Origin of the sequence: Spirosoma validum (assembly GCF_014699035.1) — a bacterium.
Classification (GTDB): Bacteria; Bacteroidota; Bacteroidia; order Cytophagales; family Spirosomataceae; genus Spirosoma; species Spirosoma validum.
Genome location: NZ_JACXAA010000007.1, coordinates 174,848 through 200,456, shown reverse-complemented (window position 1 = coordinate 200,456; position 25,609 = coordinate 174,848). Strand labels below are relative to the sequence as shown.

Here is a 25,609-nt window from a genome sequence, read left to right as displayed (position 1 = left end):
TGTTGTACTCTTTGCAAAGTAACGTTTTCTCCTCTGTTTTGTCGCTGAAACCAGGTAAAAAATTCACTTTTTGGCTAAAAACCGCTGTTTTTGCTGGACTCCTGATCTACATCGGGTATGTGCTGCAACAACAACCGTTCGATTGGACCCTTGTGCGCGAACAGATTACAGCCGTCGAACATCCCGAACAATGGGCCGCCGGATTATTTTTACTCACACCCGTCAACTGGGGCTTTGAAGCGCTGAAATGGCAGATCTTACTGCAACGAATTGAAAAGTCGACCTACTGGCAGGCGTACAAAGGCGTCTTAGCGGGTGTTGCGTTGGGGTTTGCGTTACCCGCCCTGCTGGGTGATACCGCTGGACGCGTACTTTCGTTACGTACGCATCGAGCCGAGGCCGTGGGGGCTTCGTTAGTGTCGGGCGGAATGCAATTCTACGTAGCATTAGTGTTTGGAGCCGTGGCATGGGCACATCACATAACGGTTGTGCCAATACGTAACAACATAGCCGGGCAGTGGCTGCTGGTTATACTCGTGGCTTTATCCGCGGGTGGCATTGTGTTTGGGCTGACACGTCAGCGACTGGTTCGTTGGCTCGAAAAGCGACCCGGGCTACGTCGTTTCACTGACTACTGGAACGTAGCGGGGTTGTATTCAGATCGTGAAATTGCCCAGGCTTTAGGTGTGGCTGCGTTACGTTACGTCGTTTTCTCGGTACAGTTTTATTTAGTCATGCGGTTGGTAGGCATACACCTTTCGGCGGGGCTCTCTGCCTCCAGCATTGGTCTGGTGTTCTTGGTGAAAACAATTACCCCCGCCTTCAATCTGCTGAGTGATCTCGGCGTTCGGGAAGCCGCTTCATTGTGGGTATTTGAACCGTTTTCGCAAACCAATGATACCGTTTCAACGTCGGTGCTGCTAACGGCTACGTTGACCCTCTGGGTCGCTAATGTTCTGACGCCGGTGCTGGTAGGACTAATTTGGGTCTGGAAACTGAAACTAACAACCGAATGACGATTTTTCTGCTGGTAGTTAGCCTGCTCTACGCACTTTTTACCCTGACGCTCTGGGTTACCTGGCTGCGATTGCCAACCGTGCAAACAACCAAAACGGTACCCAATGGTCCACGTATTACGGTAGTGATTCCCGTGCGGAACGAAGCTAATACGATTAGTCAATTGCTGGACGATCTTAGCCAGCAGACCTACCCGAATTTCGAGGTAATCGTTGCCGACGATTCATCTACCGACGCTACGTTGTCCATTGTTCAGCAATACGTCCCGCGAGCCCCTTATGCCCTCCGCCCTTTGCCCTTATCCAATGAACATACCGCTTCCCCAAAAAAGCGGGCGATTACCCAGAGCATCGCACTGGCGACGGGCGATCTTATTCTGACAACGGATGGCGATTGTCGCGTTGGGCCGGGCTGGCTGACTGCGTTTGCTACGTGTCACGTACAAACTGGGGCAAAATTGATATCGGGTCCCGTAACCTTTACAACCGAACAGACAATTTTTGACTCGTTGCAAATAGTGGAGTTTTCCAGCCTGATCGGTACGGGAGCCTGTACGATGACGCTCGGTTTTCCGACCATGTGCAACGGTGCCAATCTTTGTTACGTAAACGAAGTATTTGCCGAAGTGGGCGGTTTTGCGGGCGTTGATCACTTAGCCTCGGGCGATGATGAGTTCCTGATGCACAAAATTGCGGACCGATATCCTTACGGCGTTCAGTTTCTGAAAAACCCAGACGCGATTGTCCGGACGCAGCCGCATCATTCGTGGCGTGCGTTTTACAATCAGCGCAAACGCTGGGCCAGTAAGTGGCGGGCTTACAACAGCATACTGCCTTCGTTGCTGGCGGTGTTTGTTTTTCTGAGTAATGCGGCCCCTGTGATAGCTGTTTGGGGCTGGTGGCTCGGTTTTTTAAACGGAAACGTTACTCTGGTCGTTATAGGGCTAAAAGCAATTCCTGAGTTTTTGTTTTTACGACAAGTTCTTGTTTTTTTACAAAAAAAATCGTCGGTGGGGATTATTCCGCTGACACAGTTGATCTACCCGATCTATGTTCTTTTCTTCGGGCTGGTGGCTCAGGGAAAAGGGTATGTCTGGAAAGGACGAACGTTACGTTAACCCTGTTTGTGGTTTGCTCTTCATAGTTTTTTAAATTATGACCCTGTAAACTACAAATTATAAACCATAGGCTTTAGTGTCTTTCTTTCTCCATAAATCGAATTTTTTGCTCCGAACGGTCTATCCTGAGTTCTGGTGGAAGATTGACGATGAGGTCGAGCCAACGATTTACCTGACCTTCGATGATGGTCCAATTCCGGACGTAACGGAATTTGTGCTGGAGCAATTGGATAAATTTGCGGCTCAGGCTACATTCTTCTGCATCGGCGATAACGTTCGCAAACATCGGGAAGTACTGTATCAGGTGCTTGAAGCGGGCCACATGGTGGGTAATCATACGTTTAATCACCTCAACGGCTGGAAAACCGATGATGAGGTCTATCTGGAAAATATCCAAAAATGCCAAGAGCAATTGGGCGTTGAAACGGCTTTGTTTCGACCGCCTTATGGCCGGATAAAAAAATCGCAGGTGGCCGAAGTGATCGAAGAGTATTCGATTGTGATGTGGGACGTACTGACCGGTGATTTTGACCGTCGTCTAGCACCCAACGTGTGTCTTCGCAAAACGATTCATTATACCAAACCGGGTTCGATCGTTGTTTTTCACGACAGTGTGAAAGCCTGGCCAACGATGCGCTACGTGCTGCCTCGGATGTTGGCTCACTTTGCTGCACGTGGCTACTCGTTCCGTGCCGTTCCGCAGCCTATTTATGCTGGTTACTGACCGTTCGCCTAGTATTAGCATTCTGATTGCGGCTCGTAACGAAGAAACGAACATTATGGCTTGCCTACAGGCTATTTCTCAGCTCCACTACGTTCCTCTCGACGCTGTAGAAGTGCTGATCGGTAATGATCAATCGTCTGACCAGACTCAGGCTGTTGTTACTGACTTTATCGCTGATAAGCCTAACTATCGATTAATCAATATTTCCGACGCCATTACAGGTTTACGCGGAAAGGCCAATGTGCTGGCGCAGTTAGTTAAGCACGCCCGGGGCCATTCCCTTTTTTTTACGGATGCCGACACGCAGGTTTCGCCCAACTGGCTTACCGAAATAAGCCGACACCTCACCCAAAAAGTTGGTGTTGTAACAGGTGTTACGCTGCCCGAAGGCCCAGCTTTGTTCCACAAACTCCAGACGATTGACTGGCTATATAATCTGACGTTAACCCATTTAGTCAGCAGTATGGGTATCCCCGTTACAGCTATGGGCAACAACATGGCTGTGAGTCGTGCCGCTTACGATGCCGTTGGCGGGTACGAATCATTGCCATTTTCGGTGGTAGAAGATTATGCCCTGTTCCAGGCCGTTGTAAAAAAACGATACGGTTTCCGAAACCTGCTGAATGAACAGGTACTGGCCCAGACAAAGCCTGTTGATACGTTCCGGCAGTTTTTGCATCAGCGAAAACGATGGATGCGGGGAGCGACAGATTTGCCTGTCTGGATGGTTGTTTCGCTCTATGGACAATATCTGGCTGGACCACTGCTGATCCTGCTCGGCTGGTTTTATCCGGTCTTGGCAGTAAGCTTATACGTAGTGAAACTATTCGTTCAGACGACCGTAATTTCCTTTGGATTAGGCCGATTGCGCCGAACCAGCTTGTTACCGTATGTGTTGCCTTTTGAAATTTACCAGCTTATCATCGGCCCACTGGCGGTGCTTTTTTACCTCCTGCCAACACCGATCGAGTGGAAAGGAAGAAAATATAACTAGTGAAGAATGAAGAGTGAAAAGTGAAGAATATTTTGCGTCAGCCTATTCTTCACTTTTCACTCTTCATTCTTCACTCCTATACGGATATGACCCTAATCGATACCCACGCCCATATTTACGATCCCCAGTTTGAGGACGACCGAATCGCGATGCTCGAACAGGCTGACAAACAACAGATCAGCCAAATCTGGATGCCGAATTGTGCTCGCGAAACAATAGCCGGTATGATGGCTCTCGCTGACCAGTACCCGGATCGTTGCCTACCCATGATGGGATTACATCCTGGCTACGTTAACGAGACATTTGAGGAGGAGCTGTTAGCTGTTGAAGATGCTTTGAATCGTAATGCAGTTATGGCTGTTGGTGAAATCGGCCTGGATTTTTACTGGGACATGACCTATGTCGAACAGCAGTTCGTGGCTTTCGAGACGCAGTTGCGCTGGGCTGCCGAACAAAAACTGCCCGTTTCGATGCACACACGCTCAGGTCACGAACGTAACGCGTTCGCAGAAGCCGTTGATTTGATCGAAAAACTCGCCTTTCCGGGCTTGACCGGTATTTTCCACTGCTTCGTCGGAACGCTTGATGAAGCCAATCGAGCCATTGACCTGGGTTTCAAGGTAGGGATTGGTGGAGTGAGTACGTTCAAAAACGGGGGGTTAGATAAAGTGATCCCGCATGTGGGACTGGAACATCTGGTTCTTGAAACCGATGCGCCGTATCTGGCTCCCGTGCCGCACCGGGGTAAACGAAACGAACCGGCTTACATACGACTTATTGCCCAACGTATCGCCGATCTTAAACAAATCAGCATCGACGATGTAGCGCGGCACACCACTGCCAATGCCCTATCGTTATTGCCAGCGCTGTATACGAACCTACTGCCTGAATAATGAGCAATAACTTGTTTTTGTAGTATTCATCATTCATCATTCATCATTCATCATTCATCATAGTGCCCTATAAAACCGTTCGAGTTAACCCGAATTCTTTTGCCCAACCGCGTGCGTCGGTGCTGGTGATTTATACCGGTGGTACGTTCGGTATGGTTTATGACCGTACTGCTGGTCCCCAGAAAACAGGCCAGCTTGTTCCTTTCGATTTTGAGCGCGTATTGGATCGCCTGCCTGAACTCAATCGTCTTGATTTCGAGATTACTCTTCTAACACTGGACGATATTATCGACTCATCGAACATGAAGCCATCGGTTTGGGTCGAACTGGCGCAAATCATTCAGCAGTATTATGATCAGTACGACAGTTTCGTCATTCTCCACGGCACTGATACCATGGCGTATACGGCGTCGGCGCTGAGTTTTATGCTGGTGGGCCTGAACAAACCCGTTATTCTGACAGGCGCACAGTTACCAATTGGGGTAGCCCGTAGTGATGCCCGCGAAAATTTCGTCACTGCCCTTGAAATCGCGGCCGCCGTGGAATCGGCCGCCGTGGAATCGACTGACACCAATGCTCAAAAAAGTGTGCAACCCGTCGTATCGGAAGTGTGCGTGTATTTTAATTCGTTATTGCTACGTGGTAATCGTTCTACCAAGCGGGAGAGCGTGCAGTTTAACGCCTTCTCCTCTGAAAATTATCCGAATCTGGCCAATGCTGGGGTTAGTATCTACTACAACCGCCCGTTCATTCAGCCGTATCAACCCAATCAGGAACTTACGATCCGTACCGAACTAGACCCGAACGTAACGATTCTAAAGATTTTTCCGGGGATAACTCAGCCCGTGGTCGAATCTATTGTGAACATTCCGAACCTGCGTGGTGTCGTGATTGAAACCTTTGGGGCGGGTAATGCGCCTACCGACAGTTGGTTTCTAGATACCCTAAAAGAGGCTATTGACCGTGGCGTCGTTTTATTCAACGTATCGCAGTGTGAGGGCGGCCGTGTGACGCAGGGGCAGTACCAGACCAGTAAAGAACTTAAACAGATTGGTGTCGTGAGCGGAGCTGACATCACAACCGAAGCCGCCATTACTAAATTAATGGTCGTATTAGGGCATGAGCGTGACCCCATAAACGTGAGGAAGCTTCTGGCTCAGTCGATTAGTGGGGAGATGAGTGAATAAGGCAAACTTTTGTAAAGACGTAATTGCGTTTTTACCGACAAACGTGCATCTTTGCACTCCGATTTCGATCGGGGTATAACGACTATAGAGAGCTGCCGGAGTGGTCGAACGGGTCTGATTCGAAATCAGAAGTACTCGCAAGGGTACCGGGGGTTCGAATCCCTCGCTCTCTGCTCATTTATGTATTACGGTTATTTTAGCCACTCGAAGCCCGCTAGTATGAGCGGGTTTTTGTGTACCTAGCCAATTTCGCTTACTAGCAGGCTTTGGTATCGTATTAATGGCTCTGCGGATAGCTTCGTCCGGACTTATTCCCTGAATTAAATATTCTTTCGCTTTATCGATTACATCCTGGATAGTATGCATTATTATATCTGTTATCGGTTATATGCTGCTGGAATAATATGATTAGTTATCGTTTTAGACGTTACCGGTTTTATTATGTCACCTAATTGATTTTATATAATATCAGAAATTAACTAAACGGTAGATTCTTCGAGAAACTGTCGTTCTCATTTTTATTAAAGCTGAGTTAGTTGGTCTGGGAGGGAGCTATTTTATATAACTGTTCTAAACAAATTTCTTCACTTTCTACTTTTCCTATCGAACTACTAAATTTATATCATTTGTATGTTGAAAACTCTTCTAAATTCACGCAAAACTCAGCCAGACATAAGTCAACTAACTATTCAGCAATCAAATTCGTTTGGTAGGCAATGTATTCGTTTAGGATTTGGCCTGACATTTGGCTGTGCTAGCCTGCTTATTAGTTGCGCCGATCATAACGACGTGGCTACGCCTTCGGCTACAGTTGCATTGGTTAATACCAGTGGAGCTAGTGTGGGTACAGCCGAACTAACTGAAGACAGCAAGGGTATGGTTACGCTCAAGGTAAGTGTAAAAGGCTTACCGGCCGGCATCCATGGTATTCATTTTCATGAAGTGGGTGTTGCCGATCCTAAGTCATCGCCTGCCTTCTCATCGTCGGGAGAACATTACAACCCAGCTAGTCGGAAACATGGCTTAGAGAATCCCGATGGTACACATGCGGGCGATTTGCCCAATCTAATTGTCGATAGCCAGGGTACGGGTAGTCTGGAAACGACTACTAATCGAATAACGCTAAGTGACGGCCCTACTACGTTGTTTGATGGCAACGGTTCTTCACTTATTATTCACGCCAGCGTCGATGATCAAAAAACCGATCCGTCGGGTAACAGCGGTGGTCGAATTGCCGGGGGTGTCATTGTGCGTAAGTAAAGATTACAAAGAGCCTATCAACAGACATCTGTGCCAGGTTGGCTTAACGATCAGGCGCTCAGGAATGGGCGCTTTTTTGCCTATAAAGCTTCGCTCTTAGCTACGTATCCTGAATGCCAGTGCATAGTGCTTTCAATCAATAAGCTAATTTTAATTAGGTAACTAACGTCTAGGTTAGTAATTTGGCATTACAACCGGATACAACCCCTATGAACGCCTTTATCAAGTCTACCCTGATTCCGGGGATAGGCGACCCTGTTTTGCCCGTTGCACCCCGTAGCTTGTTCGAGCAAACCGATTTATTGACTGGCGCTTTCCTGCTTCTTTCGTTTTCCTGTTTGCTATTTGGAGTGGCTATGCTTATTGCAGTACTGGCAGCAAGACTCGTCTACTGGGCACGACATGGACGCAGGGAGAAGCGTAAACACATGTCTCCATCCTGGCCAGGTAACGGCTTAGATGAAGTTCAGGCTACCAGCCGATTGCAGCTTAAACAGGAGTAAGGGTTGAGCAATGCTCGCCTAATGATTGACGGGTTTGGTCGCAAATGGCAAATCATTATCTCATTCCAACTCTGTTAGGTTCGAATTTGTATAGGCGATTATTTTCCGAACGGCCTGCTCTAGTTCTCGTTGAGTAGTGGGCAGTATCATACATTCGACCGCGCCTAGCGACATGTACATTTGGCGCTGATCATCTGGAAACAGGTCTGCCAGAATAATGACATTCAGTCCCTGGCAGCATACGTGCTTTAGAATCTTCGCTAACCAGTTGGGCTCTTCACTCAAGGGTATTAATCCATTCAGCAGCAGCGCGCCGGGTCTGTTTTGTTGTAAGGCTTGGCGCTCAAAAAAGGCGTTCCCCGTGGCAAACCATTCCAATCGGAAGTGGGCTGCCCAGGCTTTAAACCCATATTGCCAAAATAAATAATCATCTTCATCTTCGGTTAGCATCGCTACCCATTGTCCGGAAGTATTCATAAACGTTGAAGAGTACAAAAAGTAAGTACTCACAGTGAGCATTAATGTTTAGCGAAATTGAGTATATTGCCTATTATATGACCGTAACGCTACATCAATGCTTCATACACCTTCCCAAAGTGTTTTCATCGCTGACGACGATGAAGATGACTTGTATTTAATTCAGTTAGCGTTTCGGGAGAACGCGCCAAATTGCCATCTTCAGTTTGCTTCGAATGGTAGAGCCTTGCTGAACCTGCTTGAGCAAACCAGCTCGTATCCCTGCCTGATTATTCTGGACCTAAATATGCCGTTTATGAATGGTTTCGAAGTACTTCAGACCCTTCGCGCCAACTCCGCTTATGAGCAGATACCGATTGTGGTTCTAACCACATCGCGTAGTGAAGAAGACCGTCAGCAGGCGTTGTCTTTAGGAGCAAATGGGTTTATCTCCAAACCCACTAGTTTGGCTATTCTGAGCCAAACTATCCATCAGCTTAGCATAGACTGGCAACTGGATCAATGTTTATAAACGCTTGATCACTAACACTTTTAAGTGTTTCGGAAACCGGAAAGGACAACAAAAAAAAACAGAATTTCTTGCTATCAATCGGTCGATGATTGTCGAAAATCCTTACCGATTCCTAAAATTGTTGCATACAGTCCATGCGGTTTATTGTACTTTTTGCCTGATCATCAGTGCTTAAATTCTAAAAGCGATGGCCGGCTTGAAACTAGTTGATATTTTACGGCAGGGAGGTAAGGTTTGAAATGCGTGAAGGGAAGAGCGTCCTGATATTAAACCCGACATGTATAAGTCTGGTGGCCTTGTTTCCATATATAACAAGTACTGGTATCAATCAGCGTAACGCTCTGCTTACCATGATCATAACTGCTTACTCCTAAGTGGCATTAGAATACCAAAAGCTATTGAACCAATTAGCATGAAGCGATTAATTTACTTAACCACATCCTTCTGGCTCTTATCAATCTGCTTGTTCGCTCAGGATCGGACTGCGCCTATCACTCGTGTCGATTTGAACGGCAGCCGACCTAGTGCTAATGATTTAAGGTACGGCTACGAAACCACTTCAGGCTGGGTTGTCAAAGTAGGTGACACGTTGCAGATAGGACGGGGGACTATGCCCGATAAAGCATTTGCCTTTATCTACGAAAGCCCCGGTGGCATCGGTGGCGTGTATTCGAACGATGACGAGGTTAAAAAGAAGTACATGCCCAGCGCGTTTGCTGACCGACGAGTCATCGTAAAAAACATGGGAACAATTGGTACAAAGCGATCCGGTTTTACCGTAGCGGCTATTGTGGGTACGGGTGGGCTAGTTCGTTATCTGATTGAAGTCGAAAATGCCCTGGAATCCAGCGAAATAATTCTACCTGTTAGGTATCGTAAAAACGTGAATCAGGCAAATCCTGCACCGATTAGCGTGGCTGATGAGCTTCTTAAGTTGAAACAACTACTGGATGCGGGGGCACTAACGCAGGATGAATTTAATCAGCAAAAAAAGAAGCTGTTGAGTCAGTAGGTTATTCAATAAGTATGTACAGCAGAGCCTGAGTTGTCAATTTAGCCTAAACCCATTTGAAGTAGCTATGAAATCCTATGCATACATAGCCCTGACTCTTCTACTTGCTGGTTGCGATTCTGATACCAGTCCCATCAGCAGCCCAAAGCAGGATCTGGTTATCAATAACGTCAAATGGAGCCGGTCGGAACCCGATAAGCTGTATGGAGACTATCGAGCTAACATAGTTTCGTTTAGCATTAAGAATACGTCCTCAACATTCACCTATAGCAAGTTCAATGCCGACTTCGTCGGTTCTGATCAATCTGGCCAGCCCATTAGTACCGAGCAGGCAGACATCCACGCTACGATCAAGCCCGGTGGCCTCGTTACCATTGTGAAGCGGTTAAAAGATGCCAACCCAACCATGACATCGGTGAATGTAATTGTTCGCTCATCAATCGATTAGCAAAAATTCCCTTTAATTAACCCTAAACCATGCCATGCGAGACGTAACATTAACGAGCTTAGAGAAACTATATGAACTGAAGAAAAGTGGCGAACTCACCGGAAAAGAATAGTATGAAAATGCCAACTCAACAGTTAGCTGGAAAATTTTCATGGCAGAAAGGGTGGATAATCGGCATGAGCAAATGAGTTATATATGTGATACTCTTACCATTGTAAAGCAATGATTAAAGCTTTGGCTGATGCTCAAATTGAAATGTATGTATTACTCGTAAAAGGACGAAAAGCCAATAGCTATAAATTACATAATGAGTCCCTACTGCATGATCAAAACTATGAGAATAAGTACATGATAGACCGGGTAACCGAATATAGGAGAATAAGGCAGGGATCGTGAAATTGCTAAAGGAACTAGAAGAAAAGTTTGAATTGAAGTTCGGTGTTAATCCAGACGATGAACATATTGGCAAAAAAAGGTAAGTGTTGACGACCTTGCTGCTGGGTTCAGGGAGTTTTTAAAGCAGAACCGGGAGAAGGAGGGGAAGTGATTAATAAACGAAAAAGTACAAGTGGCGGATCTAAATCTATTGTCAATGTACACACAGCAACCAACGAAAGAACCCCTGCCCGGTGACTACTACGGGACAATCTACAAGGGTAGTTTGATTGGATTCGTATTGGCCTTTGCCATGGTCATCACGTTGATCAGTGTGCTGATTTGGCTGGTGATTCGGCGGGTAAGAAAGAGGGAGAAATAAAAGCCAATTGGGTCTCGGAAGCAAGTAGAGCGGAGTTGGAAAGGGAGATAAGACTAGTCGAGGACCTGATTGAAGACCTGGAGCAAGTGCAACTTCGGCTGATGCACATCTCGCAGGACCTGGAATGGCATTCAATCAACCAGGCGACGAAGCAGGCCGAAGAGCATTACCAGAAGTATCTGGTGCATTTGATGGATTTGAGAATATAAAAAATGCCCATTGGAGGGCGGGCGGGCGATATTTGGAAAATGGCAAAAAAGAAGATAGGACCAGAAGGTTTGTCTGGATTTAACTTTCCAGATTTAAGTCGGGCTTTTGATTATAGTAGCCTGTCCGATCCAAAGATCAATATACCTCCCCTGGGTGATATTAAACCAATAAGCGAGTCAATCCTTGAAGCCATAGCGCCGTTACACAATGAACTTACAGGCGTTCGGACTGAACTGGTTGCAGCAAACGAACGGGCTAGGATTGCCGAGGAAAGGGCGGAGGTTGCCGAAACCAAAGCAGCTAAGTCAAGTAGGTCGAGTCTTCTGGCCACCTGGATTGCTTCGGTTGTTGGCATCGCTAGTTTTGCATTAGCCGGGTGGCAATTTGTAGAAGCACAAAAAGACCAGAAAGAAATAGAAGACTTAAAGACAAGCGTTCAGTCTTTAAACGCTGAGGTAGTGGTGTTGAAGAATCAAAAACAAAATATTGATAAATTAAACTCATTAGCCCCATCCCCAGCAATAAAGCCGATAACGCAAACCAGATTAAACATTCCATCTGAAAATAGTAGATCAAATGTTAGACCAAAATGAATTTGAAGGATTTCTTTACGGTAAAGCCGAAGAGGCTATCAAAGAAAAACTAACTGACATTATTTTAGAAAAATATCCTGATTTAGATATATCGCAAGTTGTATTCCATATTAGTATACAATCCGAAGAAATCTCTCTTAGCTCTGAGAATACTGAGATTGAGAGAAAACTTGAACAGGTTGTTATTGAATATTAAAGGTAATTTCCCTTTCCACTTCGAAAGGCACAATCACTTACACTGAATGCTAAGGTAGCCAGAATAGCCATGTATAGTAAACTCTTGCAAAGGGTTCCATCAACTGAATGCCTTTTTTGTTAGCAGGGGAAACCGTTTGATAAATAGGGGAAAATACCCATTGGGACGGGTATTTGTTTGTTAGATAACTTACAGGTAGTAAATCTGATAACTCATTTACTTAAACCCGACTACAATGGCAACATACAAAAATTATTATCACGGCTGCCTATGGCCAATCTACCTCATGGTTTAGCATTACCCCCACTCATGATGCAGAATTTGTAATAGGTGAGGGTGTAGTAGTGAGCACCACCCAGGTCTCTCAGCCTGTTGTAACAACAGCAGTGGGTCCTAAATTGATCCTTTTTGAAGCAGGAGAATTCCCTACAGTAACCGAGCTCACGGTGTTTGTAGAAACAGGCCTAGATACGCTTGTCTTTACAGTTGATAGCGATACCCAGGGAAGCTTAACCCTTAAATCTAATATTGGCACCTATACTTGGAGTCCAGGGAGTGGTCTAGTTACAGCAAGACTACGCGTGAAATAACTTCCAACTAACCAAACGGCCCGTTATGATTGCGGGCTGTTTAATTAATTCCGCATCTGTATAGCGAATATGTACGTAAGATTGCGTACAAGAATAGGTAACGCCTATTGCTGTGAGGATAGACGTTGTAGAATTTCGGCTTCGAGGACTGTTGCCGCTTTTCCAAATTGAAACCTAGGTGGTTTTACTTCAGGTGAGTCCATAGAAGTAGGGGTCATAGGTTTTTTCGACTTCTTATTAATCAGCAAAAACCTCAAGATCAATATTACGACACTTAAGAAAAGAATAGTAACCAGAATCAAGTATGGGGCTGTGGGCTGTTATTGAAATGTCTAGGCTTGTAACTGAGTCGGAGGGGTATCTTGGTTCATTTTTTGCAGGTTGTTCCTGAAGAACAGAGGTGTCTTTAATAGAGTCACCATATCTGCTAGAGTGAAAAAGAAACCCATTAATCACAATAACTATCAGCAAAAAGAAAGACCAGAAATACCAACTAACCTTATTAGTCTTTTTCTCATTTTTATAGTTGGGTGGTGCTGCTATACTGAATGTGTGTACGATAAAGCCACGAAAATCAAGCCACTGGAATTCAGATAAATCAGATACCAAATGTGTATCATCTAGTAGTACTGGAACAATGTTTTTATTAAGTGTGATTGCTAAAATCCACTCAGCCGCCACCTCGGTAGACCATCGGGAATGATCACACCAGAATAAGATAACTAAATCCGCCTTTCGTATACCTTCCTGAATCTCAGTACGCCATCTCGCCCCCGGTTGAATGCTGTCTGCATCATGAAAGACGAATTCACTATTTAATCGAAGAAGCTTGACAATCGGCGCCACAAGATGACTATACGACACAAACAAGTTAGATGGCATGGCGGGGAAGGTGTTTCTCTATAAAGCGCAGATGCCAAGATAGTTAATCGTTCTGTACGCCGAACTTGCCGTTTGCTAAAATAGATGGCAAAGGTATAGAAGTTGGCTATACCTTTTGGCTTATTATCAGCACTTAACTTCAACAATCATGGCCGATCAAAAACTAGTTGATATTCTGAAACAGGGAAGTCAGGTTTGGAATAAATGGAGGGAGGAGCACTCTGAAGTTCTTACACCTGACTTAAGAGAAGCAGACTTTCATGAAGCTGACCTCAGCGGGGCAAACCTTCGGGGTAGTTACTTCTATAGGACTAACTTTTCTGGTGCTAACCTTCGTGGGGTTAATCTCCACGAGGCAAATTTTCATGAGACTAACTTTGAAGGTGCCGACCTCTCAGGGGCTAATCTAAAAAGTACACTTTTCGCCAATACCAGAATAGAGGGGGCTATTCTGACAGGCTGCAAGATATATGGTCTCGCAGTCTGGGGCTTGAAAGGAAAGCCAAGAGAACAGTCAAATCTAATTATTACCCCTTCCCGTGAAGCAGTGATCACAGTCGATAACATCCAGGTCGCTCAATTTATTTACCTGATGTTGAGTAATATAGAGATCCGTAACGTTATTGATACCATCACGTCAAAAGCTGTTCTGATCCTGGGACGATTCACTGGTGAACGTAAAGGTGTTTTAGACGCTATTAAGGAAGCTCTTCGTCAGAAAAACTATCTACCCATCCTCTTTGACTTCGAAGGTCCGCAAAGTCGCAACCTGACCGAAACAGTTTCCACGCTGGCGCACATGGCCAAGTTTGTCATCGCTGACATTACCGATGCCAAAAGTATACCACAAGAGTTAATGGCTATTGTACCGCACCTGCCTTCATTACCCATTCAACCTTTGCGCTTGGCTTCGGAGACCGAATTCTCCATGTTTGAGGATTATAGGCCGTATCCCTGGATGCTGAAAACCTGTCATTATAACGACGTTAATAGTCTAATTGCTTCTTTACAAGAGAAGGTTATACAGCCAGCCGAAACCTGGCTGGCCAATAATCGCTAAAAAGGACTATGAAGTAGACTAGCGTTTTGTCAACTTTGATTGCATCTCCCGATTTCTTTGACTTATTTTGCGCTCTCGTTGCATGTGAGTATCGAAAACGAGACAAACTATAGAGAGGTGTCCGAGTGGTTGAAGGAGCACGCCTGGAAAGTGTGTATGCGGGCAACCGTATCGAGAGTTCGAATCTCTTCCTCTCTGCAAGTAAGCCAGCAAATCAATTTGCTGGCTTCTTTTTTTAAGAGTGGTTGGACAGGTCTGATTTGAAGTCATACGTACTCACGAGGGAATCGGGAGTACGATTCTCTCGCTCTCTGCTTTTCTGAGAGAGCCACTACGTTCTGATAAACAGTAAGTGGGATTTCCCTGTTGACTATCGACCAACCCCAATCGATTTTCTTATGTGGCAGGAACAGGATAACCAGCTCACCCGCGAATTTCAGTTCGCCGATTTTAGTGAAGCTTTCGCCTTCATGACCCGCGTGGCGCTTATAGCCGAGAAAATGGACCATCATCCCTGGTGGTCAAACGTCTACAACCAGGTTACCATTAAGCTATCAACCCACGATGCAGGCAACGTAGTGACCGAAAAAGATCGTAAGCTCGCAGCCGCGATTGACAAGCTAATCAGTCGATAGTCTATAGTTAGTAGCGGGTAGCGATCATTCTGTTACAGTTGACTATGGACTGACGGCTATCGATTACTTTTGTACTATGAAATTGTACCTTGTGCCGACGCCTATTGGCAATCTTGACGATATTACGCTTAGGGCTGTCAAAACTCTCCAAAGTGTCGACGCGATTCTGGCGGAAGATACCCGTACGTCGGGTGTGTTGTTACGTCATCTCAACATTAGCAAGCCGCTGCATAGCTATCATATTTTCAACGAACACCAAACGGTTCAACGGTTGGTGAATCAATTGAAAGAAGGCAAAATCCTTGCGTTAGTATCGGATGCTGGTACGCCGGGTATATCGGACCCTGGTTTTCTGCTGGTACGCGAGTGTATCAAAAATGAGATTCCGGTTGAGTGTCTGCCTGGCCCAACGGCTTTTGTACCAGCCTTAGTCAACTCGGGTTTGCCAAACGATCGGTTTACGTTCGAGGGATTTTTACCGCACAAAAAGGGGCGTCAAACCCGGCTCAGTGAACTGGCAGGGGAGGAGCGAACGATGGTTTTTTACGAATCTCCCCATCGGTTGCTGAAAACGCTTCAGCAATTTGCAGAGATTCTCGGTGCTGACCGTCCGGCCAGTGTTTCGCGTGAACTGACAAAACTGTTTGAAGAAACACAACGCGGACCGTTGTCCGAACTTATTACGTATTTTTCTCAAAAAACCATCAAAGGTGAGATTGTTATCTGCGTTCAGGGAAAGGAGCCGAGCCGGGGTAAGGCCAAACGTATTTATGATAATGACGTTGATGAAGACAATGAATAACGCATTGGGTAAGGGGCGTAGGGCATGGGGGATCAAGTGCGGCAGAAAGTGGCTTTCGATCTGGATACTATTCCTGTATTCATCGTTCATCATTCATCATTCGTCATTCAGCCAAAGTCCATCATTGGCTCAGAGCCCTTCTCTTTCCCCTTCGTCGCGGATCAGCCTGATTACGTACGGTCCGGGGAATGATGATATTTCGTCGGCGTTCGGGCATACGGAAATACGAATCATTGATCCTGTGCTTGGCATTGACCGGGATTATAGTTACGGAGGCTTCGACTACCGCGCTGACTATTTTATTTTAAAGTTTTTGCGTGGTACGTTGCCCTATTATCTGTTTGTGCACAATTTATACGAGGGTATTTACTATTACCAGCAGAATAACCGGAGTATTCGGGAGCAACAACTAAATCTCTCGCTTGCGCAACGGCAACAGCTGTTTTCTGCTCTGGAAAAGAATTACTTACCCGAAAACCGGGAATACCGATACAAATTTTATTACGATAACTGTGCCACCCGCCCGCGTGACATGATTGTTGAGGCTTGTGGCGATAGTCTGACAATTCCATCGCGCTCGCGCATGACTGGCAAATCGTACCGGGATTTGATGAACGACTATTTAAACGAGCAACCCTGGTATCAACTGGGGATGAACCTCGCTATCGGGCACCCCGCTGACGAACAGACCGATGGCTGGCTGGCAATGTATCTCCCCGATCAGGTACATGATCAGTTTGCGCTCGCTACGTTACGTCAGAGGAATGGACAGTCAGTACCGTTAGTACAGGGTGAACAAACAATTTTTGCCGCTCAGAAACTATTTCGTCAACAGGTTCCCTTTCTTTTCAACCCCGATGTAGTCTTTACGATCCTGGGTATTGTCGTAGCGCTGTTTACCATCCGACGGTACGTAGTCGGAGGGAAAGTCGATCGTTGGTTTGACCGACTTCTGTTCGGCATTTGTGGTTTTCTGGGATGGTTTTTGTTCATCATGTGGATGATTCGGGATGATGGCGTTACGGGCTGGAATCCTACGTTACTCTACCTGATGCCCTTACATTTGCCGCTGATCTATTGGGCAACCAGCTCAGCCAGCACCGCCCGCCGTCGAACGTTGTATTTTGGTACTACGTCTGTTCTGATTGTGCTGGGAATATTCCTGTCGAACATACCGGGTGGTTTTGATGTGATATTCCCGATCACCTTACTGATTCGTTGTATTGTGAATCTGCAACCCGTCCGGCGGGGCTATCGAACGCCCGCGTTAGTGGAATAAAAGTTATTGCCAGACATTCGGTGCCATTTGACCGTTCTTTCGCTTGTTGACCAGCAATGATAACGAACGCCTGGTAATGACCCTGAGTGCCAACCAATGCCTGCGTATCATTTCTCCCGACTCCAGATTTCGTTCACGGTGCCACCCGTTGAGCTCTGGCCGGTGTGGTGCCACTCGGTTCCGTTTATTTCTGTTGAGAACGTGAGCGACCGACCGACGCGGCTATTGTCGCGAGAAAAGAAGTCAATCGTTTCCGTGTATTGGCCGTCTTTTAGCGTGTAGGTACCCCCTCCAGTGCCTGAGAACTGTTTGGTTTGTGGATTAATGGCTGCCCATTGAAAGCGGCTCCCGGTCAATAATTTGATGGTTTTGCGCGGACCTCGTTGCATGGTGGTTATCTGGCCCGCATCGTTCGCCCGACCTGTGATGCGCCAAAGTCCGGTTAGCGGTGTTGACTTTTCCTCGATTCGGGTAAAGGTTTGTTTGACGGATTGACTGCTGATACCTAACTGATCATTACGCAAATTAGTCTGGTATGCTTGCGTTTTACCAACCCGGCTACTGTCGTTTGTATCGAACTCAACCAGTAAAGTTAGTTTGTCGCCAGCCATCTGATACGTACCGCCCCTTGTCGATACGTAGCGGTTCGGTTCGTACACCGTTTCCATCAGGTAATTATCGGCCATGGTCAGCAGGATCGTTTCGCCCGATGGCCCTGTTAACCGCCATGCCCCGTTAAGCAGGTTTGTTTGCAGGGGACGCAAAGTCATGGCAAAGCTACCTACAATGAAAAGCAGAAGAATAAAGCGTTGAGAGTTCATCGTACTGTATACTTAGATGTAGTGAATGAAAGCAACCTACCAGAACGATATTACTCATGTCGCACCGTGTTGACTACGACACGTAATTTGAGGGTGGGCGTTCATAAATAAGCTATTGCAGGTAAGAATCGAACATTTTCTTCTTTAGCTCCTAAATTCTTTTCCATTCATGAAACGTCTTCTACTGATTCTCTGCCTGTTCCGTTTTGTCGATCTCGCGGCCCAACCCGTCGAACGAGTCGTTAAAATCATTATTACGCCCGATCACGCCGACTGGTTGTATAAACCTGGTGAATCCGCCAAATTTAACATATCGGTTTACCGGAATAATGTATTGCTACGTGGGACGAAACTCCGCTATGAGATTGGGCCGGAAAAGATGGAGCCTACCAAAAAAGAAACGGTTACGTTACGTGACGGAACCCTCGCGCTGGATGGTGGTACGATGAAAGCCGCGGGTTTTCTGCGTTGCACGGCGTTCGTAGAACTGGATGGTAAAGAATACAAAGGGTTGACAACGGCCGGTTTTGAGCCACTGACGATCAAACCGACCGTGGCAAACCCGGCTGATTTCAAAGAGTTTTGGGATAAGGCAAAAGCCGATCTGGCGAAGATTCCCGTGGATGCCCGCATGACGCTACTGCCCGAACGTTGTACCGAACTAACGAACGTATATCATCTGAATCTGCAAAACATCAACAATTCTCGTTTCTACGGGATCTTATGTGTACCTAAGAAAGAAGGAAAATACCCGGCTATTCTACGAGTGCCCGGCGCAGGCGTTCGGGCCTACAATGGCATGATTGCTGAAGCTGAAAAAGGGTTTATCACCCTCGAGGTGGGGATTCACGGCGTGCCGGTGATTATGGACCCCAGCGTGTATGTCGATCTGGCTCGGGGACCACTCAACGGATACCAGTCCGCCAACCTCGATGATCGCGACCGTTATTATTACAAACGGGTTTATTTGGGCTGCGTTCGGGCGGTGGATTTTTTGGCAGGTATGCCCCAGTATGATGGACAGAACATGGCTGTCACGGGTGGTAGTCAGGGGGGCGCGTTATCCATTGTAACGGCGGGTTTAGATTCACGGATCAAATGGCTGGGGGCGTATTATCCGGCCTTGTCCGACGTAACGGGTTATCTGAATGGTCGCGCGGGCGGTTGGCCGCATTTGTTTGCCGGTAATGAACTGACGTTTAACAACAAACCCGACCGGATCAAAACAACGGGCTATTACGACGTAGTGAATTTCGCGCGTTTGGTGAACGTACCGGGTTATTATTCATGGGGATTCAACGACGAAACCTGCCCACCAACCTCCATGTACGCAGCTTATAACGTAATTCCAGGGTCTAAGATGCTGGATATCGAATTTAAAGATACTGGACACTGGACATACCCCGAACAGACTGAGAAAATGACCAACTGGTTGTTGGGGCACTTAAAGGGCGTAAAGTAATAAGTAGTACGGCTGGCGTTCCACCGGGCTGGCGTTCCACCGGGCTGGCGTTCCACCGGGCTGGCGTTCCACCGGGCTGGCGTTCCAGCCGCCCTACCATAAAAGACGCAACTAAACCACTCGGTTTTGCGTAAATAGTCTATGCAACTTTTCGTAAACAGTAATCTCAACGACACGCTCAAAGCCGAACTCCGGCAGCAGCTTCCAGCGAACGTAACGGCTATATTCCGTAGCGAGCTACCTAAAGATGATCAGCAAGCCCGATTTCAGGCGGCAGACATTGTCATGGGAAATCCGCCAGCCGCCTGGTTTGACCAATCTTTACTGAACCTGAAATTCTGGCAGTTAGATTCTGCCGGGTTCGACGGCTACAAAAACGCGCAGATCAACGCGGCAGTCGCCAACATGGGCGATTACTTCGCCTGGCCCTGCGCGGAAACCATGGTGGCGGGTATTCTGGCCATGTATCGCCGGATTCCCGAACTGGCGTTGTTGCAAAGCCGCTCGGAATGGGTAGGTGCCCCAATCCGCGACCGTACGGGATTGCTACGTCAGAAACGAGTCGTTATTTTAGGAACAGGAACCATCGGTCAGGCCGTACGGCAAATGCTGACGGGTTTTAACTGCTCTGTAACCATGCTGGCCCGCACCGATCCGAAAGCAGATTTGCATACGGCCGAGGAATTGAAAGAAGTTCTGCCCCAAACCGATATTGTAGTCAACTGCCTGCCCGGTATGGCCGCGGGCTTTTTTTCGGCTGAGTTGATCGGAGCGATGACGGCCAGCAGCATCTACGCCAACGTTGGACGCGGCAGCACCACTGACGAACCCGCTCTGATTAGTGCCTTGCAGTCAGGGCAGCTTGGTGGTGCCGTTCTTGACGTAACGGCTACAGAACCCCTACCGACGGATAGCCCGCTCTGGGGTTTACCCAACGTATTACTCACGCAACATACCGGGGGCGGGCAACCAAACGAAGACGCTGGAAAGCTCGATCAGTTCCTAAGAAATCTGCCTCGTTTTCTGGCCGGAGAGCCGCTCGAAAATGCGGTTGAACTGGAACGGGGGTATTAAAAGGTCTTGACGAAATTTTTAGGGCTAGATTGGCCTTTTTGAGCTTGATTTGCCCTTTTTTGAAAATTTATTTGTATATTTAAGGAGCCGAAGGCTATACGTAAGTTTGTTATATCCACCGCTTATTCACCCGGAATAGCTGCTACAGAAAATAATGGTAAACGAAGAAAATGAACAACCAATGGATGCCGAAAACGAGCCCTCTCTCCCGGAATTTTCTGCGGATGGGGTAGACTTGACAGACGCCATTGAACCTGATGAACTTCCAGCCAATACGACCAATGGACTCCTGCATGATCAGACCGTCGTGTCAGGCTTATATGAAAATTACTTTCTCGATTACGCTTCCTACGTTATTCTCGAACGGGCCGTACCTGCCGTTGAAGATGGTCTAAAACCTGTTCAGCGCCGGATTCTGCATGCCCTCAAGGAGATGGACGATGGCCGCTTTAACAAAGTGGCTAACGTCATTGGGCAGACCATGCAGTATCACCCGCATGGCGATGCATCGATTGGCGAAGCGCTGGTCAATATCGGCCAGAAAGAACTGCTGTTCGACACGCAGGGGAGCTGGGGGGATGTCCGTACGGGTGATGGCGCTGCGGCTCCACGTTACATTGAAGTGCGGCTCTCGAAGTTTGCACTCGATGCCATTTACAACGATAAAACCACGGAATGGCAACTGTCTTACGACGGTCGTAAGCGCGAGCCCGTTACGTTGCCCGTTAAGTTTCCTTTATTGCTGGCCCAGGGGGTAGAAGGGATTGCCGTTGGTTTGTCAACCAAAATTCTGCCGCATAACTTCAATGAGCTGATCGATGCTTCGATTCAGATTCTGAAGGATAAGCCCGTTACGCTCTACCCCGATTTTCAAACGGGAGGTCTGGTCGACGTCAGTAATTACAACGACGGACACCGGGGCGGTAAAGTCCGGGTGCGTGCCCGAATTGAAGAACTCGATAAGAAAACTCTGGCCATCCGCGACGTACCGTTTGGGGTAACCACCTCGCAGTTGATTGATTCGATTGTAAAGGCTGCCGAGCTTGGAAAAATTCGCATTAAAGCACCGAGCCGGACTACCGCGGCTGTGGTGGACAATACAGCCAGAGACGTAGAAATTCTGGTACACCTACAGCCGGGCGTCTCACCTGACGTAACGATCGATGCGCTTTATGCTTTCACAGATTGTGAAGTGTCGATTTCACCCAACGCCTGCGTCATCATCGGTGATAAACCGCACTTTGTCAGCGTAGCGGATATTTTGCGCGTCAACACACACCAAACGGTGCAGCTGTTGCAACGCGAGCTCGAAATTCGGCGTAGTGAGTTGATGGAGCGGTTGCTGTATAGTTCGCTCGAAAAGATTTTTATTGAGAATCGGATCTATCGCAAAATTGAAGAGTGTGAAACCTTCGAGGCTGTACTGGAAACGATTGATAAAGCACTCAAACCCTTTAAAAAGCAATTTTATCGGGCTATTACGCAGGATGACCTGATTCGCCTAACCGAAATCAAGATCAAGCGTATTTCTAAATACGATGGTTTCAAGGCGGAAGAGTTGATGCGCCGGTTAGAACAGGAACTGGCCGAAACGGAGGATAACCTGGCGAACATTACCCGGTATGCCATCAATTATTTCAAAGAGTTACAGAAGAAATACGGCAAAGGTCGCGAGCGCAAAACAGAAATACGGGCGTTCAATACCATTGCCGCAAGCGTAGTGGCTGCGGCTAACCAAAAACTGTACGTCGATCGCGAAGGTGGGTTTATTGGCTACGGACTGAAGAAAGACGAGTACGTAAGCGATTGCTCTGATATTGACGAGATCATCGTGTTCCGGCGCGATGGCAAGTGTATGGTTGTTAAAGTCGCGGAAAAAGTCTTTGTCGGGAAGGAGATCGTGTATGTTTCCGTATTCAAGAAAAACGACGAACGTAAGATTTACAACGTCGTTTATCTGGATGGCAAATCGGGTATCTCAATGGTTAAGCGTTTTCCTGTTACGGCCATCACGCGTGACCGAGAGTACGACCTAACGATGGGTAATCCGAAGTCGAAAATGACGTACTTCAGCGCGAACGACAATGGAGAAGCGGAAGTGATAATGGTTAATCTGACGGCACAGAGCTCAGCCAAAATCAAACAATTCGACTTTGATTTTGCGTCCATTGCCATCAAAAATCGATCGGCACAGGGGAATATTCTGACGAAGTATCCGGTCCGGAAAATCACGCAGAAGACGGGTGGCGTTTCGACCCTCGGTGGCGTAGATATCTGGTATGACGAACACCTCGGACGGCTCAACCGCGACGAACGCGGTCGATTATTAGGAAATTTCGACGCGAAAGATAGTATTTTGGTCGTGTATCATGAAGGACAGTATGAACTGACGACGTTTGATCTGACCAATCGGTACGAACCGAATACCATTGCCGTATTGCAGAAATTCGATCCGGAAACTGTACTGTCGGCCATTTATTACGAAGCCAACCAGAAAGCCTGGTACGTAAAGCGATTTAAGGTTGAGACGACGACAGTGGACAAGAAGTTCAGTTTCATTGGCGACGTAAAAGGTTCTAAGGCATTAGCCGTGACGGCCGATCAATCGCCACGTTTTGAGATTGTTTATCAGGAGAAGGAGCGGGGCCCGGTTGAGAAGATGACGCTGGAGACCGAAGGATTTATTGACATACGCGGCTGGAAGGCGTTGGGGAAACCAATTCCGTTTGCCAGAATTAAAGACGTTAAACGTTTGCCGCCCAAAATTGCCAAAGAGAATGTGAAACCGGCTGTATCGATTGATCCGGTTGCTGTTAACGCTGTTGCAACGGATACTGACGAAAAAGAGTCGATACAGTTAGGATTGTTTTCGTAGATAGTCTACCGTTTATGATGGGCTGATGCCAGAAATACGGCTCGGCCAGCCTATCGTAAATGTATAAAGCTTAACCTATGGCCGACGCAAAAATTTTAGGGTTACGAACGGTAATTTATTCGGCTACTAACCTTATAAAAACGAAAGAGTGGTATACAAAAGCGCTGGGGATCGAGCCTTATTTTGATGAACCCTATTACGTTGGCTTTAATGTCGGCGGCTATGAGTTGGGGCTTGATCCAGACATTCCGACGGTGGAAGGCAGTACGATAACGTATTGGGGCGTTGCCGACATAGAGACTGATCTAAAGCGTTTGTTTGAGTTGGGCGCTACCGCTCATACTGATGTTCAGGAAGTAGGAGAGGGCATCAAAGTGGCAGCGATCAAAGATCCGTTTGGTAACGTACTCGGCTTAATTGAGGACCCACATTTTAGTCTGGCATAAATGAACACGACTTTGGCTACTAACTACAGTGATGAACCTCCGCACGAAGCGGTTGGCGTCCGTGTAGCCAAGCGGATCATTAAAGCCGTTATTGTTGTTCTATTTGTTGGGTCGATGGTTGTGCTGATCTGTAACTGGATCGTGGTTTATAACACCCGCAATCAAACCTACTTCGATATCAATAAACTCCCATCAAACGATATTGGATTAGTGCTAGGCACCAGCAAATTTGTCAGAACGGGCAAAGAAAACCTGTTTTTTCGGTACCGGATGGAGGCTACGGCCCGGCTATGGAAAGAAGGTAAGGTAAAATATCTGATCCTGAGCGGCAACAATGATTCCGAGTACTATAACGAGCCGGTTGATATGCAGCGGGCCTTAGTAAAACTTGGAGTCCCAGCTTCGATTATGACCCTCGATTATGCCGGGTATCGAACGTTCGATTCGGTAGTACGTTGTAAGGACGTCTTCAATCAGGAAAAAATTACGATCATCTCTCAGAATTTCCACAACGCCCGTGCGCTTTACATCGGCAATCACGAAGGGATAGAAGCCATTGCCTTTGCCGCTCAGGACGTACCAGACGGATACTCATTCCGCACTCTGATCCGCGAGTACCTGGCCCGCCCATACGCCATGCTCGATGTATACGTATTCCGGCCCCAGCCTGAGAAGGGTAATTGGCAGTATCGGCGGAATCCGTAAATCTTCATTAGTTATTTTGGCTGGTTAAGGAGCGGTCGTCATGCTTATTGATGGCAGCGTTTAGCATGTCCTTATTGGATTTGTTACTTTATGATGACTATAGGTTATTTATAATTTAAGTATTCTGATTTCGCTTATAATAATTACGAATAACCTACCGTTTAATCAACAAATCCTAAAAGATACATTATGAAGTTTACGTACTATTTCGGAGTAGCTGCCGTGCTATTTGCCACAGCTGCCTGCCAATCAGATCGTGAATCAGTGCAATCGCCTGCGCCAGTTATGTCGTCCGTGTATAACGAAGACGTAACGAGTACAGGCTCTGTTGCTACGCCAGATCTGGCTGGAGCACGGGCCGCGCTGGCTACCACGACCCAACAGCAGGAAGTACTAAGCTATATTAATCAGGCTCGGTCAATGCCCTGCAAGTGTGGCACTACTACCTACCCGGCAGTTCCTGCTTTGACCTTAGATAGTCAGCTTAACTCGGCATCGGACAAATTTGCGCTCGATCTGGCTACGTATAACTACTTCAGCCATACCGGTCGGGATGGCTCGCAACCCTGGGATCGGATGACACGTGAAGGATATGTCTGGCGTGCGGCCGGTGAGAACATTGCAGCAGGTTATTCAACAACCCGCGCCGTGGTCGATGGCTGGTTGAAATCAGAAGGACACTGTAAAAATATAATGAGCGCTAATTTCAAAAACGTAGGGGTTGGCTATGCCTACAGTGCCAGCAGTACGTATAAACATTATTGGGTGACCGACTTTGGTACGCGCCGGTAAGTGGCAATACCGTTAAATTACCGTTAAATCAAAACAGAGCCGCCTATCCGACTCCAGTAAAATGGAAAACGGATAGGCGGCTCTGTTTTAATCCGACCTACTGGAAGCAAAAGATTCACAAACACTTATCCCGATTTAACGGATAACTGTCTAAAACATGCGATTGCCTTTTAGAGTATATAACAACAGAAATTAGAAAGACGACGCTAAAGTGTTTGCTGGTTTTTTCGGAAGCCCGCCAAGAATGGGTTACCTTTGTGGGCACGTAACACCGATCACAAGCACGG

At 47.0% G+C, this 25,609-nt stretch carries 28 protein-coding genes and 2 tRNA genes; 27 read left to right on the top strand and 3 right to left on the bottom strand.

The features are described from left to right. Positions 1-38 precede the first annotated feature (38 nt). The 9 genes from IC230_RS19470 (at position 39) to IC230_RS19430 (ending at position 7,695) form a co-directional block, all read left to right on the top strand. On the top strand, positions 39-1,016 hold the full coding sequence (locus IC230_RS19470) for a lysylphosphatidylglycerol synthase domain-containing protein (RefSeq protein ID WP_449451371.1): 978 nt from the start codon (positions 39-41) through the stop codon (positions 1,014-1,016). Continuing rightward, positions 1,013-2,134: a glycosyltransferase gene (locus IC230_RS19465; RefSeq protein WP_191040711.1), complete on the top strand. Its 1,122-nt coding sequence runs from the start codon at positions 1,013-1,015 to the stop codon at positions 2,132-2,134. The genes IC230_RS19470 and IC230_RS19465 overlap by 4 nt, the downstream gene beginning before the upstream one ends. 76 nt (positions 2,135-2,210) lie before the next feature. Beyond that, on the top strand, positions 2,211-2,858 hold the full coding sequence (locus tag IC230_RS19460; protein ID WP_191040710.1) for a polysaccharide deacetylase family protein: 648 nt from the start codon (positions 2,211-2,213) through the stop codon (positions 2,856-2,858). After that, complete coding sequence (locus tag IC230_RS19455) at positions 2,845-3,852, top strand: glycosyltransferase family 2 protein (protein ID WP_191040709.1); 1,008 nt, start codon at positions 2,845-2,847, stop codon at positions 3,850-3,852. Before IC230_RS19460 ends, IC230_RS19455 begins: the two co-directional genes overlap by 14 nt. Positions 3,853-3,938: 86 nt before the next feature. Further along, positions 3,939-4,745, top strand: coding sequence for a TatD family hydrolase (locus IC230_RS19450; protein WP_191040708.1), 807 nt, complete (start codon positions 3,939-3,941; stop codon positions 4,743-4,745). A 62-nt stretch (positions 4,746-4,807) separates the two neighbouring features. Further along, positions 4,808-5,932, top strand: coding sequence for an asparaginase (locus IC230_RS19445; RefSeq protein ID WP_191040707.1), 1,125 nt, complete (start codon positions 4,808-4,810; stop codon positions 5,930-5,932). A gap of 86 nt (positions 5,933-6,018) precedes the next feature. Further along, positions 6,019-6,105 (top strand) — tRNA-Ser (locus IC230_RS19440). Positions 6,106-6,562: 457 nt separating this feature from the next. Continuing rightward, on the top strand, positions 6,563-7,192 hold the full coding sequence (locus tag IC230_RS19435) for a superoxide dismutase family protein (protein WP_191040706.1): 630 nt from the start codon (positions 6,563-6,565) through the stop codon (positions 7,190-7,192). A gap of 209 nt (positions 7,193-7,401) precedes the next feature. Then, entirely contained in the window at positions 7,402-7,695 is a 294-nt protein-coding gene (locus tag IC230_RS19430) for a hypothetical protein (protein WP_191040705.1), read from the top strand. A 60-nt stretch (positions 7,696-7,755) separates the two neighbouring features. Here the strand turns inward: IC230_RS19430 and IC230_RS19425 are convergent, their stop codons facing one another. Next, positions 7,756-8,172, bottom strand: a complete 417-nt coding sequence (locus IC230_RS19425; protein WP_191040704.1) for a hypothetical protein — start codon at positions 8,170-8,172, stop codon at positions 7,756-7,758. A gap of 97 nt (positions 8,173-8,269) precedes the next feature. Here IC230_RS19425 and IC230_RS19420 point away from each other — a divergent pair, with 97 nt between their 5' ends. The 7 genes from IC230_RS19420 (at position 8,270) to IC230_RS19390 (ending at position 11,899) form a co-directional block, all read left to right on the top strand. Then, positions 8,270-8,683, top strand: coding sequence for a response regulator (locus IC230_RS19420; protein WP_191040703.1), 414 nt, complete (start codon positions 8,270-8,272; stop codon positions 8,681-8,683). A gap of 412 nt (positions 8,684-9,095) precedes the next feature. Next, positions 9,096-9,695, top strand: coding sequence for an SHOCT domain-containing protein (locus IC230_RS34035; protein ID WP_223860721.1), 600 nt, complete (start codon positions 9,096-9,098; stop codon positions 9,693-9,695). Positions 9,696-9,762: 67 nt separating this feature from the next. Further along, complete coding sequence (locus tag IC230_RS19410; protein ID WP_191040702.1) at positions 9,763-10,143, top strand: hypothetical protein; 381 nt, start codon at positions 9,763-9,765, stop codon at positions 10,141-10,143. 592 nt (positions 10,144-10,735) lie between these two features. Next, a complete protein-coding gene (locus IC230_RS19405; RefSeq protein ID WP_191040701.1) occupies positions 10,736-10,900 on the top strand; it encodes a hypothetical protein in 165 nt (54 codons plus the stop codon). A gap of 35 nt (positions 10,901-10,935) precedes the next feature. Next, complete coding sequence (locus IC230_RS19400; protein ID WP_191040700.1) at positions 10,936-11,109, top strand: hypothetical protein; 174 nt, start codon at positions 10,936-10,938, stop codon at positions 11,107-11,109. A 3-nt stretch (positions 11,110-11,112) separates the two neighbouring features. After that, positions 11,113-11,703 carry a hypothetical protein gene (locus tag IC230_RS19395; protein WP_191040699.1) on the top strand — a complete coding sequence of 197 codons (591 nt, stop codon included), beginning with the start codon at positions 11,113-11,115 and terminating at the stop codon, positions 11,701-11,703. Next, positions 11,687-11,899, top strand: a complete 213-nt coding sequence (locus IC230_RS19390) for a hypothetical protein (protein WP_191040698.1) — start codon at positions 11,687-11,689, stop codon at positions 11,897-11,899. The genes IC230_RS19395 and IC230_RS19390 overlap by 17 nt, the downstream gene beginning before the upstream one ends. Before the next feature lie 827 nt (positions 11,900-12,726). On the opposite strand, the gene IC230_RS19385 is transcribed toward IC230_RS19390, so the two are convergent. Continuing rightward, positions 12,727-13,371 (bottom strand): toll/interleukin-1 receptor domain-containing protein, encoded by a 645-nt coding sequence (locus IC230_RS19385; RefSeq protein WP_191040697.1) that lies wholly within the window; start codon positions 13,369-13,371, stop codon positions 12,727-12,729. Positions 13,372-13,519: 148 nt separating this feature from the next. Here IC230_RS19385 and IC230_RS19380 point away from each other — a divergent pair, with 148 nt between their 5' ends. From IC230_RS19380 to IC230_RS19360, 5 genes are all read left to right on the top strand, one after another. Beyond that, complete coding sequence (locus tag IC230_RS19380) at positions 13,520-14,431, top strand: pentapeptide repeat-containing protein (RefSeq protein WP_191040696.1); 912 nt, start codon at positions 13,520-13,522, stop codon at positions 14,429-14,431. A gap of 111 nt (positions 14,432-14,542) precedes the next feature. Then, positions 14,543-14,629, top strand: a tRNA-Ser gene (locus tag IC230_RS19375). Positions 14,630-14,829: 200 nt separating this feature from the next. Further along, the gene (locus IC230_RS19370; RefSeq protein ID WP_191040695.1) at positions 14,830-15,066 is read left to right on the top strand and encodes a 4a-hydroxytetrahydrobiopterin dehydratase; all 237 of its coding nucleotides are present in this window, start codon (positions 14,830-14,832) and stop codon (positions 15,064-15,066) included. A 76-nt stretch (positions 15,067-15,142) separates the two neighbouring features. Beyond that, complete coding sequence (rsmI, locus tag IC230_RS19365; RefSeq protein ID WP_191040694.1) at positions 15,143-15,868, top strand: 16S rRNA (cytidine(1402)-2'-O)-methyltransferase; 726 nt, start codon at positions 15,143-15,145, stop codon at positions 15,866-15,868. Beyond that, entirely contained in the window at positions 15,861-17,147 is a 1,287-nt protein-coding gene (locus IC230_RS19360; RefSeq protein ID WP_191040693.1) for an Lnb N-terminal periplasmic domain-containing protein, read from the top strand. Before rsmI ends, IC230_RS19360 begins: the two co-directional genes overlap by 8 nt. 107 nt (positions 17,148-17,254) lie before the next feature. On the opposite strand, the gene IC230_RS19355 is transcribed toward IC230_RS19360, so the two are convergent. Beyond that, positions 17,255-17,968 carry a membrane or secreted protein gene (locus tag IC230_RS19355; RefSeq protein ID WP_191040692.1) on the bottom strand — a complete coding sequence of 238 codons (714 nt, stop codon included), beginning with the start codon at positions 17,966-17,968 and terminating at the stop codon, positions 17,255-17,257. A gap of 169 nt (positions 17,969-18,137) precedes the next feature. On the opposite strand from IC230_RS19355, the gene IC230_RS19350 reads away from it, so the two are divergent. From IC230_RS19350 to IC230_RS19325, 6 genes are all read left to right on the top strand, one after another. Further along, entirely contained in the window at positions 18,138-19,430 is a 1,293-nt protein-coding gene (locus IC230_RS19350; protein WP_191040691.1) for an acetylxylan esterase, read from the top strand. A 141-nt stretch (positions 19,431-19,571) separates the two neighbouring features. Further along, entirely contained in the window at positions 19,572-20,504 is a 933-nt protein-coding gene (locus IC230_RS19345; RefSeq protein WP_191040690.1) for a D-2-hydroxyacid dehydrogenase, read from the top strand. A 154-nt stretch (positions 20,505-20,658) separates the two neighbouring features. Next, positions 20,659-23,379: a DNA gyrase/topoisomerase IV subunit A gene (locus IC230_RS19340; RefSeq protein WP_191040689.1), complete on the top strand. Its 2,721-nt coding sequence runs from the start codon at positions 20,659-20,661 to the stop codon at positions 23,377-23,379. A 77-nt stretch (positions 23,380-23,456) separates the two neighbouring features. Next, a complete protein-coding gene (locus IC230_RS19335; RefSeq protein WP_191040688.1) occupies positions 23,457-23,825 on the top strand; it encodes a VOC family protein in 369 nt (122 codons plus the stop codon). Further along, positions 23,826-24,530, top strand: coding sequence for a SanA/YdcF family protein (locus IC230_RS19330; RefSeq protein ID WP_191040687.1), 705 nt, complete (start codon positions 23,826-23,828; stop codon positions 24,528-24,530). A 189-nt stretch (positions 24,531-24,719) separates the two neighbouring features. Next, complete coding sequence (locus IC230_RS19325) at positions 24,720-25,322, top strand: CAP domain-containing protein (RefSeq protein ID WP_191040686.1); 603 nt, start codon at positions 24,720-24,722, stop codon at positions 25,320-25,322. Positions 25,323-25,609 lie beyond the last annotated feature (287 nt).